The sequence below is a fragment of the Saccharopolyspora sp. NPDC049426 genome, assembly GCF_040676935.1.
GTDB lineage: Bacteria > Actinomycetota > Actinomycetes > Mycobacteriales > Pseudonocardiaceae > Saccharopolyspora.
The window spans coordinates 1-13,651 of the sequence record NZ_JBFAPZ010000026.1 but is presented as its reverse complement, the minus strand read 5'-3'; the positions used below and the strand labels follow the sequence as shown (position 1 = coordinate 13,651).

General features: G+C 65.1%; 14 protein-coding genes. 5 read left to right on the top strand and 9 right to left on the bottom strand.

What is annotated here, in order from left to right; genetic code table 11:
- Positions 1 to 232: 232 nt before the first annotated feature.
- Positions 233 to 1,915, top strand: coding sequence for a sodium:solute symporter family protein (locus tag AB0J78_RS32790; RefSeq protein WP_363795853.1), 1,683 nt, complete (start codon positions 233 to 235; stop codon positions 1,913 to 1,915).
- 15 nt (positions 1,916 to 1,930) lie between these two features.
- The gene (locus AB0J78_RS32785) at positions 1,931 to 2,188 is read left to right on the top strand and encodes a hypothetical protein (protein ID WP_363795851.1); all 258 of its coding nucleotides are present in this window, start codon (positions 1,931 to 1,933) and stop codon (positions 2,186 to 2,188) included.
- Positions 2,189 to 2,499: 311 nt separating this feature from the next.
- Here the strand turns inward: AB0J78_RS32785 and AB0J78_RS32780 are convergent, their stop codons facing one another.
- The 3 genes from AB0J78_RS32780 to AB0J78_RS32770 all read right to left on the bottom strand — a co-directional run bounded on the left by AB0J78_RS32780 (position 2,500) and on the right by AB0J78_RS32770 (position 4,933).
- A complete protein-coding gene (locus AB0J78_RS32780) occupies positions 2,500 to 2,718 on the bottom strand; it encodes a hypothetical protein (protein WP_363795849.1) in 219 nt (72 codons plus the stop codon).
- A gap of 245 nt (positions 2,719 to 2,963) precedes the next feature.
- Positions 2,964 to 3,773 carry a sugar phosphate isomerase/epimerase family protein gene (locus AB0J78_RS32775; protein ID WP_363795847.1) on the bottom strand — a complete coding sequence of 270 codons (810 nt, stop codon included), beginning with the start codon at positions 3,771 to 3,773 and terminating at the stop codon, positions 2,964 to 2,966.
- A 5-nt stretch (positions 3,774 to 3,778) separates the two neighbouring features.
- Positions 3,779 to 4,933, bottom strand: a complete 1,155-nt coding sequence (locus tag AB0J78_RS32770) for a dihydrodipicolinate synthase family protein (RefSeq protein ID WP_363795845.1) — start codon at positions 4,931 to 4,933, stop codon at positions 3,779 to 3,781.
- 301 nt (positions 4,934 to 5,234) lie between these two features.
- Here AB0J78_RS32770 and AB0J78_RS32765 point away from each other — a divergent pair, with 301 nt between their 5' ends.
- The 3 genes from AB0J78_RS32765 to AB0J78_RS32755 all read left to right on the top strand — a co-directional run bounded on the left by AB0J78_RS32765 (position 5,235) and on the right by AB0J78_RS32755 (position 8,137).
- Complete coding sequence (locus AB0J78_RS32765) at positions 5,235 to 6,008, top strand: enoyl-CoA hydratase/isomerase family protein (RefSeq protein ID WP_363795843.1); 774 nt, start codon at positions 5,235 to 5,237, stop codon at positions 6,006 to 6,008.
- A 35-nt stretch (positions 6,009 to 6,043) separates the two neighbouring features.
- A complete protein-coding gene (locus tag AB0J78_RS32760; protein ID WP_363795841.1) occupies positions 6,044 to 7,066 on the top strand; it encodes a glycerate kinase in 1,023 nt (340 codons plus the stop codon).
- Between the two features lie 813 nt (positions 7,067 to 7,879).
- A complete protein-coding gene (locus AB0J78_RS32755; protein WP_363795839.1) occupies positions 7,880 to 8,137 on the top strand; it encodes a hypothetical protein in 258 nt (85 codons plus the stop codon).
- An 8-nt stretch (positions 8,138 to 8,145) separates the two neighbouring features.
- Here the strand turns inward: AB0J78_RS32755 and AB0J78_RS32750 are convergent, their stop codons facing one another.
- The 6 genes from AB0J78_RS32750 to AB0J78_RS32725 all read right to left on the bottom strand — a co-directional run bounded on the left by AB0J78_RS32750 (position 8,146) and on the right by AB0J78_RS32725 (position 13,524).
- A complete protein-coding gene (locus AB0J78_RS32750) occupies positions 8,146 to 8,505 on the bottom strand; it encodes a WhiB family transcriptional regulator (RefSeq protein WP_363795837.1) in 360 nt (119 codons plus the stop codon).
- Positions 8,502 to 9,179 (bottom strand): GGDEF domain-containing protein, encoded by a 678-nt coding sequence (locus AB0J78_RS32745; protein WP_363795835.1) that lies wholly within the window; start codon positions 9,177 to 9,179, stop codon positions 8,502 to 8,504. Before AB0J78_RS32745 ends, AB0J78_RS32750 begins: the two co-directional genes overlap by 4 nt.
- A gap of 21 nt (positions 9,180 to 9,200) precedes the next feature.
- Positions 9,201 to 9,614 (bottom strand): hypothetical protein, encoded by a 414-nt coding sequence (locus AB0J78_RS32740; RefSeq protein ID WP_363795833.1) that lies wholly within the window; start codon positions 9,612 to 9,614, stop codon positions 9,201 to 9,203.
- 217 nt (positions 9,615 to 9,831) lie between these two features.
- Positions 9,832 to 10,482: a hypothetical protein gene (locus AB0J78_RS32735; RefSeq protein WP_363795831.1), complete on the bottom strand. Its 651-nt coding sequence runs from the start codon at positions 10,480 to 10,482 to the stop codon at positions 9,832 to 9,834.
- A 7-nt stretch (positions 10,483 to 10,489) separates the two neighbouring features.
- Positions 10,490 to 12,355 carry a TraM recognition domain-containing protein gene (locus AB0J78_RS32730; RefSeq protein ID WP_363795829.1) on the bottom strand — a complete coding sequence of 622 codons (1,866 nt, stop codon included), beginning with the start codon at positions 12,353 to 12,355 and terminating at the stop codon, positions 10,490 to 10,492.
- Positions 12,352 to 13,524: an NlpC/P60 family protein gene (locus AB0J78_RS32725; protein ID WP_363795827.1), complete on the bottom strand. Its 1,173-nt coding sequence runs from the start codon at positions 13,522 to 13,524 to the stop codon at positions 12,352 to 12,354. Before AB0J78_RS32725 ends, AB0J78_RS32730 begins: the two co-directional genes overlap by 4 nt.
- Positions 13,525 to 13,651 lie beyond the last annotated feature (127 nt).

Sequence of the window (13,651 nt, the reverse complement as noted above, 5' to 3'; positions counted from 1 at the left end):
GCCGACTCGCGCACCCGGCGATCAACTTTGCACCGCACTTCACCTGGTGTTTTGTTTGACCCTGCGCACCTCGCCAGCCTTAATGTCGGCGTCACCAAGCGAACGGCCCGCCTGCCCCGGCGACACATCTGTTGACCCACTCGCAGCCCTCCTGTAGAAACCGCTTACACAATACCGCCGAGCCGGCAGATCGCGGGAGAAAATCATGCAACCCTCAACGCACCTAGCAGAGATGCAGGTGCTCGCGCAGAACCAGCTTCGACTCGATGTGTCGCTGATCGACTACGTCCTACTCGCCCTGTACTTCGCGTTCGTGCTCGGAATCGGTTACTTGGCGCGACGGTCGGTGTCGACAAGCCTGGACTTCTTCCTGTCCGGAAGATCTCTGCCTGCGTGGATGACTGGTCTGGCGTTCATCTCCGCAAACCTCGGAGCCATCGAGATCATGGGCATGTCGGCCACCGGAGCCGAGTACGGCATGCCGACGATGCACTACTTCTGGGCCGCCGCCATCCCGGCCATGCTGTTCCTCGGGATCGTGATGATGCCCTTCTACTACGGTTCGAAGGTACGCAGCGTTCCAGAATTCATGCTGCGCCGCTTCGGCCCCACCACGCACCTGGTCAACGGCATCACCTTCGCAGTGGCCCAGGTCCTCATCGCAGGCGTGAACCTCTACTTGCTCGGGAGCATCGTCAACGTGCTGCTCGGGTGGCCACTGTGGGTCTCCGTCGTGGTCGCAGCTCTCATCGTCCTCAGCTACACAACACTCGGCGGCCTTTCAGCAGCGATCTACAACGAGGTCCTGCAGTTTTTCGTCATCATCGCGGCTCTACTTCCCCTGACCATCACTGGCCTGGTCAAAGTCGGGGGTTGGCAGGGTCTGGTGGACAAGGTCGATGCAGGCCCCGGCGGCGCCGAGCAAATGTCGGCGTGGCCAGCCACTGAGCTCACCGGCTTCAACAACGGCTTCCTCAGCGTGGTCGGGATCATCTTCGGTCTGGGATTCGTGCTCGGGTTCGGCTACTGGACGACGAACTTCGTTGAGGTCCAGAGAGCAATGGCGTCAAAGAGCATGTCCGCGGCCAGGCGCACACCGATCATCGGCGCCTTCGCGAAGATGTTCATTCCGTTCATCGTCATCGTCCCCGGCATGATCGCCGCGGTCGCCATCCCTGACCTCACTGCGTACAAGCAAACTGGCCAGGGCAACGTCGACTACAACGACGCGCTCCTGCTGCTGATGCGCGACCTACTGCCCAACGGCGTGCTCGGTATCGCGATTACCGGTCTCCTGGCAGCCTTCATGGCCGGCATGGCCGCGAACCTCAGCTCGTTCAATACCGTGTTCACCTACGACATCTGGCAGTCCTACATCGTCAAGGAAAAGCCGGATCACTACTACCTGAACCTTGGCCGCTGGGTAACCGTTGGTGCCACGATCGTGGCGATCGGGACAGCGTTCATTGCCGCTGGTTACTCGAACCTCATGGACTACCTGCAACAACTGTTCTCGTTCTTCAACGCGCCCCTGTTCGCCACGTTCATCCTCGGCCTCCTCTGGAAGCGCATGACCCCTGCCGCGGGATGGACCGGACTCGTCGCCGGAACGCTCTCCGCGATATCGGTATTCGCACTGGCGGAGACCGGTGTGTTCAACCTGCCCGGCCAGGGCGCAAGTTTCGTGGGTGCGGGAACGGCCTTCGTGGTGGACATCGCCGTAAGCGTCGTCGTCAGCCTCGCAACTCAACCCAAGCCCGCGGCACAGCTGGTCGGCTTGGTCCACTCCCTGACGCCCAAGGAATCGCTGCGGCACTCCACAACCGGCGAGGACGCGGGCTGGTACCGCTCTCCCGGCCTGCTGGCGGGCGTAGTACTCGCCATCACGATCATCCTCAACATCGCCTTCGGCTGAAAGAAAGGACCTGCAATGACGCTTACCGAATCGCCCGAAACCGCCACAAGCAGAAGACCCTCGAAGGCATTCGACGTACGACTGATCATCGCTTTACTGTTTGGTCTGTACGGGCTGATGTTGACCGCGCTAGGTCTCTTCACCACCACGCCCGCAGACGTGGCGAAGGCCGCGGGCCTCAACATCAATCTTTGGACTGGTGTCGGCATGCTCGCGTTCACCGCGCTGGTGACAACCTGGGCGCTGATGCGGCCACTTCGCCTCGGCAACTAGGCCTGATCGCGCCGCAATGATCGGAATGAAGGGCACCGCATACGGACGGCTTCCACCGTACAAAACCCTGAGCCGCGCGAGGTGCCACTGAAGGAGCTTCGGCCTTGGCCCTTGCATCCTCGTGCTCCTCGATAACGAGGGCTGGAACTCCCGAGGCGGAAGTGGAAACGCAAGGTACCGGCCCGGCCGTCGAACGAGCGGTCGGGCCGGATTCACCAAATGATTCCACCATCAGAGACTGTCGCTGAGCTACCGCGGAATCCCCACGTTCCCGCCCCGAACGGAGCCTGCATCGATGCGATGTGCGAGCGTCACTGTGGCTCCAGCATATAGAGACGCATCCTCGGCGAGGCAAGAACGAGTCCGTCAACGTGGCGCTGCAGGCTGCGACTGACTTCGATTTCCTCGTCCGCGTCACCGCCGGTGTCTACGACGAGAATGCGAATACCCGCGCTGGCCGCGCGCGAGTTGAATGCTTCGAGCATTACGTTGAAGGGCGGGTTGGCCAAGTCAGGCGCGATGACTCCCACACTCCGCTGGAGGCCGGAATCCCGGGCGGCCGGATTCGATTGGTAGCCGAGCGCGTCCGGCTGCCGCTCGAACGCGCTCGGCTGACACGGGCCGCACGCACCGGTCCGCCATCACTGTGAGACGGTCGCAGCGGATACACAGGCCGCTTCCGCAACCGCCCGAATCGTCCGGGCGCCTGCTTCGTCCTACCGTCACCGTGCCTCACTGCTGCGGGCCGCTGCGTTGACCTCAACAGCACGGTTGATCACACAGCGCTCTGGAATCGATCGCACGCCTGTGTAAGAACCAAGTCCGGCTCCTCGGCCCACCACCGGTCACTGAGCACCTCGACCTCGACGAATCCACCATAGCGAGCGGCTTCTACCATCCGTCGCATCCCTGGCAGGTCGATGCAGCCATCGCCTGGCATCCCACGACTCGAACACTGGCCGTTGATCGGAAGTACCCAGTCAGAGACGTGAAAGCCGAGGATGCGCCCCGATGCCGCAGCGATCTGATGTTCGAGGTCGTGCTCCCACCAGACGTGGTACGCGTCGATGACCACGCCCACGCTGTCATGGTCGATCGCCGCACGCAGCTCGTTGGCTTCCCGCAACGACGTGATCACCGAGCGATCTGCGGCCATCATCGGGTGCAGCGGTTCGATGCCCAGCGAAATCCCCGCTTGCTGAGCGTCCTCCAAAACCGCTTCGATACCGTCGCGCACCATCGCACGCGAACCGGCAATGTCGTTACCGACGATGGGACCGCACACCAAGACAAGGGTTCGAGCGCCAACTGCGTGTGCCTCCGCGATGGCACGGCGGTTGTCCTCGACTGCAGCCAGCCGTGCCTTCGCCGAGTCCCCGGTGAACATCCCCCCTCGGCACAGGCTGGAAACCCCCAACCCCGCCTCACCGATCATCCGCCCGGCCTTCTCCGCACCGTGCGGTTCGATGAGGTCACGCCAAGGCGCGATCGCACCCACGCCTCGCTGCACCGCCTCGCTGATCAAATTAGGCAAATCCAGCGATCGCACAGTGATCGAGTTCAAGCTGCATCGTGCGAGGTCCATCTCCGTCACCCAATCCCGTGCACGCGCAAGAAACCGGCAATCCGCTCAGCAGCGAGGTCGGGGTCCGGAAGCAGGCCGATGTCGTCGGCCATTTCAGCGAGCTCGACGAGGTGCAGCACGCTCCGTCCGGACTCAAGGCCTCCGACCATTCGGAAGTGGTCTTGCAACCCTGACAGGTACGCGAGCCACACCACGCCGGTTTTGTAGTAGTAGGTGGGAGCTTCGAACAGCTTCCGGCTCAGCGGCAACGTGGGTTCCAACAGTGCCCGATAGCCGGCTACATCGCCGACATCAAGCCGCCGCAGAGCCTGCGCCGCGACCGGGGCGACTGCGGCGAAAGCGCCCAGCAGAGCGTCGCTGTGTCCGTTCGCATCCCCCTCGATCAGATCTACATAGTTGAAGTCATCGCCGGTAAATAGGCGCACGTTGGGCGGCAATGAGTCTCGGATCGCCACTTCGCGCGCGGCGTCGAGCAAGGAGATCTTGATGCCCTCGATCCGGTCAGCGTGTTCGCTGATCAGCGACACCACGAGCTTCTGCGCCTCATCGAAGTCCCGGGCCCCCCAATAGCCACGCAATTGCGGATCGAACGCCTCACCCAGCCAATGCAGCACCACCGGACGCTCACAACCCTCCAACAGCCTGGAGTAGACCTCCACGTAGTCCTGCGGACCACGCGCACAGGCCGAAAGGTGACGGCTCGCCATCAGCACCGCCTGACCGCCGTGTTCCTGCACCAGGTCGAGCTGCTCCTGGTAGGCCGCGACGACGTCTTCCAGGGTCGCGGGGCCGGCGGGCAGCTGATCAGTTGCCACACCTACGACCACTTCGCCCCCCTCGGACTTGGCGGCCGCGAGCGTGCGAGCGACCAGCTCCTTGACCGCCTCCCAGGAAAGCCCCATCCCACGCTGAGCTGTATCCATCGCCTCCGCCACGCCGAGGCCAAGCCGCCACAAGCGTCGCCGGACCTCCAACGTGGCGTCCCAGTCGAGCGCACAGCCACCGGATGCGGCACGCAACGGATCCGCAACCACATGAGCGGCGGCGTACGCCTTGCGAGCCTCGGGTGCTTGTCCGCTCGACGGGACCGACGCTGGCTCGTTCAAGTTCCTGCGGTACGTCGAGCCGTCCGCCTTCGGCAGCACAACACTGATTGGCACGTGAACTCCCTCGATCCCAGTGAACCACCACCGCAGCACAGATCCGACGAGACCTGCGCTGCGAGCGAGCCAGCAAAGCCTGGGCGCAACCGAGCTCATCGACACCCAGGCGCTACTGAAACCGCTTACTATTGAGCTGATGATGCATGTTGTCATCCGACACGTCAACCGCTTACTATCCCAGCAAGAGCAGCACAAATGTCGAACAGTGCCCGACTGACCACTAAAGCGCCGTCCAGACGAAAGCGTTTCCTCTGGTCGTCGAATCTGACACTCCGGCGCGCAACCCACAGGAGTTCGGATGGATCTCCACATCGACGGCCCCGTTGCTTCCATTGGATTCGACCGGCCGGAGAAGCTCCACGCCATCGACGCCGCCGGCTGGGGCGGGCTCACCCGTCGTGTCCAGGAAGCAGGCGCCGACACACAGGTCCGGGCGATCATTCTCGAAGGCTCCGAGCGAGCATTCTGCGCGGGAAACGACATCGGCGAGTTCCTTCGGCTCGCCACGCAGGCCCAAGCACGGGACTACTTCCTGGGCTTGGTTCTTCCTGCGATGGAAGCGATCGTCAATTGCCCGGTCCCGATCATTTCGGCTGTCCGAGGGCCCGCTCTGGGAGGCGGCTGCGAGATCGTGCTTGTAAGCGACCTCGCGGTGGCGGGTGACCGCACCACCTTCCGACTCCCCGAAGCCCGCATCGGCGTGTGGCCCACAGTGTTCGCCGCTGCGGCCCCGTACACCCTCTCTCACAAACCCGCAGGGCACCTGGCTCTCACCAGCCGCGAGATGGACGCAGCCACCGCTCTTCGAAGCGGACTCATTCACGAGGTCATCGGAGACGATCGAGTCGAAGCCAAGGCTTACGAACTCGCCACCACGATTGCTGAAGGCAGTAGGGATGCCGTTCGCCGCACGAAGCGGTTCACGACTGCGCGTCTGCGCACCGACGGCATGGTGGCAGTACGTCACGCGCTCGAGGAGTTGTGCGACGAAACGCTCTTCAAGGACGACGCGATCGAAGGCATCGACGCCTTCCGCAACAAGCGCACACCGTCGTTCGCCGCCCATGCGTGAAGCCCGCACAGCAACTGCCCCGACTAGGACATGACATGCACGTACTTGCCGCGCCCGACAAGTTCCGAGGTTCACTCACGGCCATCGAAGTTGCTGCAGCCATAGCTAGAGGCGTCTCCCAAGCTGGCGGAACCTGCACGCAGCTGCCCCTCGCAGACGGCGGCGAAGGCACTCTAGACGCGTTCGGAGGATCCAATCAGCACACGCTTGTCACCGGGCCGTCCGGTTATCCTGTTCACGCAGCCTGGCGGCTTGAACCCTGTGGCCGTGCCATCATCGAAATGGCACGCACCAGTGGTCTGGAACTCGCTGGTGGACCGACGAACAACGACCCGATCACCGCGACCACAAGAGGCGTGGGAGAACTGATCGCAACGGCGCTCCGCGCAGGTGCCCAGCGGATCATCGTCGGCATGGGCGGATCGGCGACCACCGACGGCGGGAGCGGCGCGATCCGAGCCTTGGAGGAGTCCGGGCTCCCGACTCACGTAATTCGTGATGCCCAGGTTCTCGTCTGTTGCGACGTGCGCACGCCCTTCGCCATGGACGCTGAGGTTTTTGGCCCTCAGAAGGGCGCCTCGCCTGAACAAGTCGTTCTTCTGACCAAACGTCTGCGTCGCCTGCAAACCGAGTACCAAGACAAGTGCGGGGCCGACCTCACGAATCTTCCCGGCGCGGGTGCCGCTGGCGGACTCGCCGGTGGGCTCGCCGCCATGGGTGCCGACCTCGTCCACGGCTTCGATCTCATCGCAAACGAGGCTGGACTGCAGTCATCTCTACCCGGTGCCGACCTCGTCATCACCGGCGAAGGGCAACTCGACGCAGGATCGTTCAACGGCAAAGTCGTTGGCGGTATCTGCCACATGGCACGACGGCACGGCAAACCCGTCCTTGCCATCGTCGGGAGCCGAGTTGACGACGCAGCGGAGGACCTCACCCACGTGTCCTTACTGGATACCTACGGGCATGATCGAGCATGGTTCGACACTGCCGCTTGCATCGAACACGCAGTCAGCGACCACCTGCACCAGGCCGAGCCAATTGCGGCATGGGGTTGACGAGGCGTGCCCGCAGACCGGCCCCTTAGCCGGTTCGGTCAAGAATTGAGCGCCCGGTCGAGGATCGAGCATTGATCACAGTGAGCGATCAATGCTCGATCCTCGGGATTCGAACACATTGGAGTCCGACACCGAGTCGGCACTTGGTGCTTGACGACAGCGGAACCGCGCTGTGTCGGCCGCCCGCGGGAGTCGACGTCGTGACGTTCAACCCGGCGTTCATTCCGGGTGCCGATCTTGCCCGCAAGGTCGGCGCTCTCGCGCTTCCCGATACGGCCGTCGACGCCGTAGTGACGCGCACGCCGTTCGCCACGTGCCCTGACGACACGGTCCGTCACCTCCCCGACGTTCTTCTACGCAGGCACCGACTAGCTCCTACGTCGACCGCGGCCACGTGGCGCGTTCCTCCACCAGGCCTCTGATCTGATCTAACTCTCGAACACAAACTGGGGCAGCGCCCGAGCGCCTCACAACCGGCGTCCGTAGTGATCACGCATTGGTCGAAGCCGTCGTGTTGGGGAGGTTGTTGATCGGAGTCGCGCGTAGGCAGAACTCGTTGCCTTTCGGGTCTGCGAGGCAGCGGCAGCCCTTCCTGGTACTGATTTCGTTCGCTACTGATACTACTGTGGCTATGATGAAAGGGCGTATGGAGCATCGTTCTTGCAGAGGGTCAAGCCTTCTTACCGCGATCTACCTCCTTCAGGACGCAATACGTGTGACCAGCAGCTGCCTGGCAGGTACACCTAGGCCCAGCGGGTCCATGGCATGAGATTCTGAGGGGCACCCGCGCTTGAGACGTCGTCGAGGAGAACTGTGCTGGTCATCAGCTTGTTGGTTGCGTTCGACATCGTTGTGGTGGGCGGTGCTGTGGTCCTGGCTATCGCTCGGCCGGACGACCCCTGGCGGATCACTCCCTCGGTGGTGGTGATGTTGCTGCTGACAATCCTCATGGGAATCACGACTGATCCGCGCGCGTTTTTACTCACCGCGGGCCTGGTCATCGCCTTCGGCACCGGCCGCGTCACACACCGTCTACGCCAGCACCGCTCCACAAGAAACGGGCAGAACTGATCGACACGCTAGCCGTGACGTATGCGCTGGTCACGCCTCTGCTCATGTTTCTCCAGTAGTCGGCGTACGGTCTCGATCCCGTCGGGCGGGCGGTCCTCGGGTACGTGGCCGGTCTGGCGCCATCGGGCCAGGAGCCGTTCGCGTGCGCGGGGTGTAAGTCCGCCCCGGATCCCGTGTTGCTCCCTGATGGGCCGCATGAGTTCTTCTGCCAGGCATTCGGTGCGCACTGGGCACATGGCGCAGACTTCAGCGGCTCGTCGTTGTCGCCAGCGCGATTGGTCTTTGGGCTCGGCGTAGCCTTCGGGACCGAACCAGAGCTCCAGCATGGTGTCACGGCAGGCCGCGTATTGGGTCCAATGCTCGCTCATCGTGGCCACACATTCCCCGCCTCGACGCGGTCACTGTGCTGCCATGGAATCCGCATGTCAGCAGACCCCCGGGCGCGGGGCCTCTGATGTTGCCGTTTCTTCGCCGTGTACATGGCTTCGTCCGCGGTGGCCAGTGCCGCGCTCAGTGAAGCGCCAGGCGGGGGCGAGACCATGCCGACGGCGGCACTGACGCTGATGTGGCCGATACCGGCTACCGGGACCGTCGAGCACAGACATGCTCGAAGGCGGCTCAGCTCGACTCCGGAGGCCTTCGCAGTGAGGAAGGCCAGTTCATCGCCCCCGTACCGTCCGATCACCCCGCACGATCCGAGCTCGATCGCGAGCCGATTGGCGGTGGCACGCAGGACCTGATCGCCAGCGTGGTGGCCGAATTGGTCGTTGATGGCCTTAAAGTCGTCCAGGTCCACCAGCCCCAGCGCTCCCACCGGGTTGGAGCGTTGCCACATGGCGTGAACTGCCTGTTCCCAGGCGCGGCGGTTCAAAAGGCCGGTGACGTGGTCGTGTTGGGCGTTGTGGAGTTCGCGAGTGCGTTGGCGCAGGTGGTGGGTGGTGGTGGCCCAGCCGGTGGCGGTGGCCATGGCCGTGGCGGCCGCGAGGGCCAGGGCGGCGGGGCGGGGCTCGGGAATGCGGTAGTGGCGGTGGGTGTGGTTCATGGTGGTTCACTCCCTGGTTCCTCACGCGTGCAGGCGCCGGTAGAAGCGGCTTCGGGTGGGGGTGGCGAGTTCGTGGTGCAGGACGCCGGCTTGCTGGCCGGTGTCGACGTTGATCGCTCGGGCGGTCCAGCGTTGCCGTCCGCCACCTTCGGGGAGGTGGCGGCAGGTGACTTCGATGCGAACTTGCTGCCCGGGGAGCGTGGGGGCGGTGTGTTGGTAGGTGCCCGCGCAGCCGAGCATCGCCCGCTCGATGGGAATGTCGGGGGCGATGGCTTCCCAGGTGGCGTCTTCCATCATCGCGATCAGCATCGCGGTAGCCAGGACCGGTTCACCCCGGCTAGCGAGGATGCTGTCGGGCAGGATCTGCGGCACCGTGTGCTCCTCGCTGATCACGCGGCGGACGGTGTGGATACGCAGAGGTTCGGTGGCGGTCATGACCGGGACTCCTTCAACGCAGGTGCGTCGTCTGGGTTGCTTGTGTTACTGGGGGTTTCGCGTAGTCCGGGTTCGTGGGGGTGGTGCCAGGAGATGGCGCAGTCCGGGCAGATCCAGCGGCCGATCGGTGGGACGAGCCACCGTGTGGGCGCGTGGCATTCCGGGCACTGTGGTCCTGGCCCGGGATCGAGCGATGAGGATGCCGGCGTGGTGGCGGTCATGATGTTTCTTCCTTTCCTGTTTTGGTTTCTGGTGTTTCGTCCTGGCTTGTGGTGGCCGGGGCGAAGCGGGTGGGGCGCGTGGGGGCGCCGGTGGGGCGGTGGCGTCCGTCGGTGCAGTGGGGGTGGACCCAGTTGCCGAGGCGGGCGGTGAAGCCGGGCCGCCAGGTGTGGTGCCAGTACTGGGCGTCGCGGACGTTGGCGGTGGGGCCGATGTTGGCGCGGCGCCAGCTGTAGGCCAGGCTGCCGATCTCCATCGCCAACCCGGGGTGCTCACGCCAGCACCCCGGAATCGGGATGGCGGGGCTTCCGGGCAGGCCGAGGTAGGTGGCGTTGAACCACGCCACGAAGTTCTCCAGTGTCCACTCCGGTGTGTGCCCCTCGAGTGCGTGCTGGCGGTCCTCGGCGGCTGCGGGAGGGGTGAACACCACCCACGCCGCGGGCTGGTCGTGCGACTCGTCCGCTTTGTCAGAGGTGTCCGCGGAATTGCTGTTGTCGAGGGTGTCGAGGCGGCGGGCGAGTGTGTTGACCTTGCTGGCCAGTCCCCCGGTGACCTCCATCAGGGCGCTGATCTGTTCCTCCGCGCCCCCGCGGAGGCGTGCTGCCTGGTCGTCGCGCCTGGGTTCGGGGCTCAGCTCGTCGTCGGTCACGGCATCATCACCCCCTCAAGCACCGCGAGGGGTTGGTTGCCTGCGCGTAGCCGTCGGGTGTCACCGGTGCTGTGCCCTGGCGCACCGTGGCGACGTCGGTGTGCAGTTGTTTCCAGTCAGGCCGTTGGCTGACATCCACCGTGCGAGCCAGGATGGGTTTGAGATGCCGGTGGAAAACCAGGACCCGTCCTCGTTTGATGGTGCGCACGGCACCGGGTCGGTAGGTGGGCACGGTTTCGGTACCAACCGAGCTGCGGCCGATGCCGAACAGACCGTCGGACTGCTGCTGGTAGCGGCGCCGATCGTGGTGATCGGACATTGTCGAGACCCATTCGAGGGTCTTGGAGTCCTTGATCCCGCCCCACAAGGTCAAGGTGGTCGTGTTGTCCAGCAGCTGACGTCGACCGTTTTCGCCGTAGAGCATGTCCAGGTGGGCTAGGGATTGCGCGGCCCAGTGGATGATCACTCCCCGACCGGCGGAATCAGCGAGAATGTCGGGTAGTTTCGGTACAGGTGTGCCGTCGTAGAGCTCGTCGAGGTCGTTGGTCGCCGGCGGGTCCAATCGTCGCGTCGGAAACTCCAGGGCGATTTCTTGCTCGGTGGTGAGAATGTCCTCCACGAGTGCGGTGAGCACAGGCCGTACCTGCGCTGCTTGACGTTCCCCGGACACCAGGAACAGGCTTCCCTGGCATCGGATGAAGGTGGCGACGTCGAATTCGCGACCGGGTGTGGGGGTGCAGAGTTCACGCAGGTGTGGGTCGAGCCAGGGCTCGATCACGCGGCGCACGGACAACCAGACGGCGTCGGAGGTTTCGGCGACCATGCCGATCTCGCTGCGGAGGTTGTCGGCGAGCTCGAGGTATCCGTGGTGGCGGAGGAGTTCGACGGGTTCCTGGTCGGGTGGTTTGGTGATCGCCCACCGCACCAGGTCCCCCACCCCACGGCCCGCGTTCGCGGCGGCGAGGAGGTAGGCCTGGATGACCATTTTCGCGCGTTCGCGGAAGACTTTGTCGTTGCCGCCGACGTTGTCCAAGCCCACTGCTGCGGCGTCGACGAGTGTTTCGGCGCGGCGGCGCGCGGTCGTGAACTCATGGCAGCCGTGTTCGGGAGGCCAGTGAACTTTGGCGGGCCAGTTGACCTGCCCGGTGGTGTCGAACACCAGCACCGGACCCGCGTGGGGTCGGCGGGTGCGGGCGAGTGCAGCGAATTCGACCAGGTCCGGTTTCGTCGTCGAGCACACCAGTGCTCCTGGTGCCGCCAGTGCCTTGTGGACCAGGTCCGTGCGGGACTTGCCGGACTGGGTGGGAGCGAAGGCTCCGGTGGGGTTTTCGAACGGGGTGCACATGCGCTGGCGGTGTGGTCCGTGGTGCAGTGGTGCCGCGACGTCTTCCAGCGGGGCGTGGCGTCGTTGGCGCGGGGTGATGCTGGGGCGGGTCCACTCGGCGGTGCGCCGTGCGGCTTCCAGGGACAGTTCGCGGCGGATGTCCTCCCGGCTGGCATGCCCCGGCTCCACCGGCCCATACCGGCGCCACAACACACGCCCCACCACCGCCAGCAGCGCGGCGGTGCCGGTGACCAGCGTGGTGGTGACCGTCCAGTACCAGCCCGCTCGCCCCTCCAAGACCCCCGACCAGGGCTCCCCGAGCCCTGCCGCGGGATCAGCAGGGTGGCCCAGCACGCTGATGGCACCCGTGACCCAGGTGTCGAAGGCGGGCATCCGCCAGGGGCCACCGGCCAGGACGGTGGCAGTCGCAGCGCCGGCCATGAGGCCTGCGGCCAGGCCGAGGAGGACCCCGAGGACCGCGATCAGCAGGCTCATCAGCGCGATATCGCGATCGGCGGTGGGCGACAGCGCCCGTTGACGACGACTCATGCCTGAGTCCTCCCGTCCGGTGGTGGCGTGGGGGTGGTGGGTTCGGCGACGCGGCGGATGGCCACGATCTGGTCAGCCCAGGCGTCGAGGCGTTCGAGGATCACGCCGGTGGAGGAGTCGTAGGCGTTGACGATCACCCCGTGGCCCGCGTACATCCCGACGTGCCCTGGGTTCGATGGAGAGCCCAGGGAGCCCGGGATGAGCAGCAGGTCGCCCGGCTGGACCTCCGCCAGCGAACCGATGGCGCGGCCGTCGTCTTTCTGGCCATAGGTGCCTGCCGAGATCGGGACTCCGGCGTGCGCCCACGCGGCTTGCATCAACCCTGAGCAGTCGAACTCGTTCGGGCCTTTGGCGCCCCACACATACGGTGCGCCGAGCTTGCTCAACGCGAACTCCACCGCCGCCCGCTGCCTCGCATCCGAGGGCAGTTGGAAGCCGGGCGGGAGCTTGGCCGGGTCCAGGGGAATGTTCGAGGCCGCCTGATCCGGACAGCCCAGCCCGGATTGGCCGGTCGATGCTTGTTGCGCCGTATCACCGCTGCTGGGTGCCGGGACGGGGTTGTCCGGGCCGGCCCAGAACCTGCCCATCAGCTCGCCGGCCGGTTTCTCCTGGGGCCCGTAGCGTTCCGGGAACGCCGACGCTTGGACCTTCTGCTGGGCCACGCCAGGCGGCATGTCATGCCAGCCGTCGAGTTCGACGAGGCGATCAAGGAACTTGCCCGTGGCATAGACCGGATTGGTGACCTCCTCCGGCGAGCCCCACCCCATCGACGGCCGCTGCTGAAACAACCCCAGCGAGTCCCGGTCGCCGTAGTGGACGTTGTCCAAACGGGATTCCACGATGGCGGTGGAGATCGCCAGCACCGCCGCCCGCTTGGGCAGTCGGCGTTGTTGCACCACCCCAGTGATGGTCTGGGCGTTGGTCATCTGCTCGCTGTTCCACTGCGAGTCACCGACCTGTTGCCCACCCGCACCCGGGCCGCCGCCGGGAGCACTGGGCCCGGCGGCGTGATGGCAGCCGCCTTGCGTGACGCCCAGTCCGCCGGAGACCACCAGGACCGCGACTCCGACCATCACCGCGGGCATCGCCACGAACGCCGTGAGCGCGACCGCGACCATCGCCTGCACCGTTGCCTGCTCCGAACCGACCATGACGCTCAGCGCCCCCATCCCGAGGACTCAGTGTCGTGCTGGGAGGCTGGTGTCTCCAATGCAGCGGGTTCGCCTGGGGCGATCCGCCGCAGGTGGAGCTGCGTGCCTGGTGAGGACTGGTTCACTTGATCGGGGGGCAATCCCG

Excerpts from the sequence above, each read along its gene's own strand:
- AB0J78_RS32790 (WP_363795853.1), top strand. The coding sequence starts at position 233 with ATGCAGGTGCTCGCGCAGAACCAGCTTCGACTCGATGTGTCGCTGATC.
- AB0J78_RS32785 (WP_363795851.1), top strand. The coding sequence starts at position 1,931 with ATGACGCTTACCGAATCGCCCGAAACCGCCACAAGCAGAAGACCCTCG.
- AB0J78_RS32775 (WP_363795847.1), bottom strand. The coding sequence starts at position 3,773 with ATGGACCTCGCACGATGCAGCTTGAACTCGATCACTGTGCGATCGCTG.
- AB0J78_RS32765 (WP_363795843.1), top strand. The coding sequence starts at position 5,235 with ATGGATCTCCACATCGACGGCCCCGTTGCTTCCATTGGATTCGACCGG.
- AB0J78_RS32760 (WP_363795841.1), top strand. The coding sequence starts at position 6,044 with ATGCACGTACTTGCCGCGCCCGACAAGTTCCGAGGTTCACTCACGGCC.
- AB0J78_RS32750 (WP_363795837.1), bottom strand. The coding sequence starts at position 8,505 with ATGAGCGAGCATTGGACCCAATACGCGGCCTGCCGTGACACCATGCTG.
- AB0J78_RS32745 (WP_363795835.1), bottom strand. The coding sequence starts at position 9,179 with ATGAACCACACCCACCGCCACTACCGCATTCCCGAGCCCCGCCCCGCC.
- AB0J78_RS32740 (WP_363795833.1), bottom strand. The coding sequence starts at position 9,614 with ATGACCGCCACCGAACCTCTGCGTATCCACACCGTCCGCCGCGTGATC.
- AB0J78_RS32730 (WP_363795829.1), bottom strand. The coding sequence starts at position 12,355 with ATGAGTCGTCGTCAACGGGCGCTGTCGCCCACCGCCGATCGCGATATC.
- AB0J78_RS32725 (WP_363795827.1), bottom strand. The coding sequence starts at position 13,524 with ATGGGGGCGCTGAGCGTCATGGTCGGTTCGGAGCAGGCAACGGTGCAG.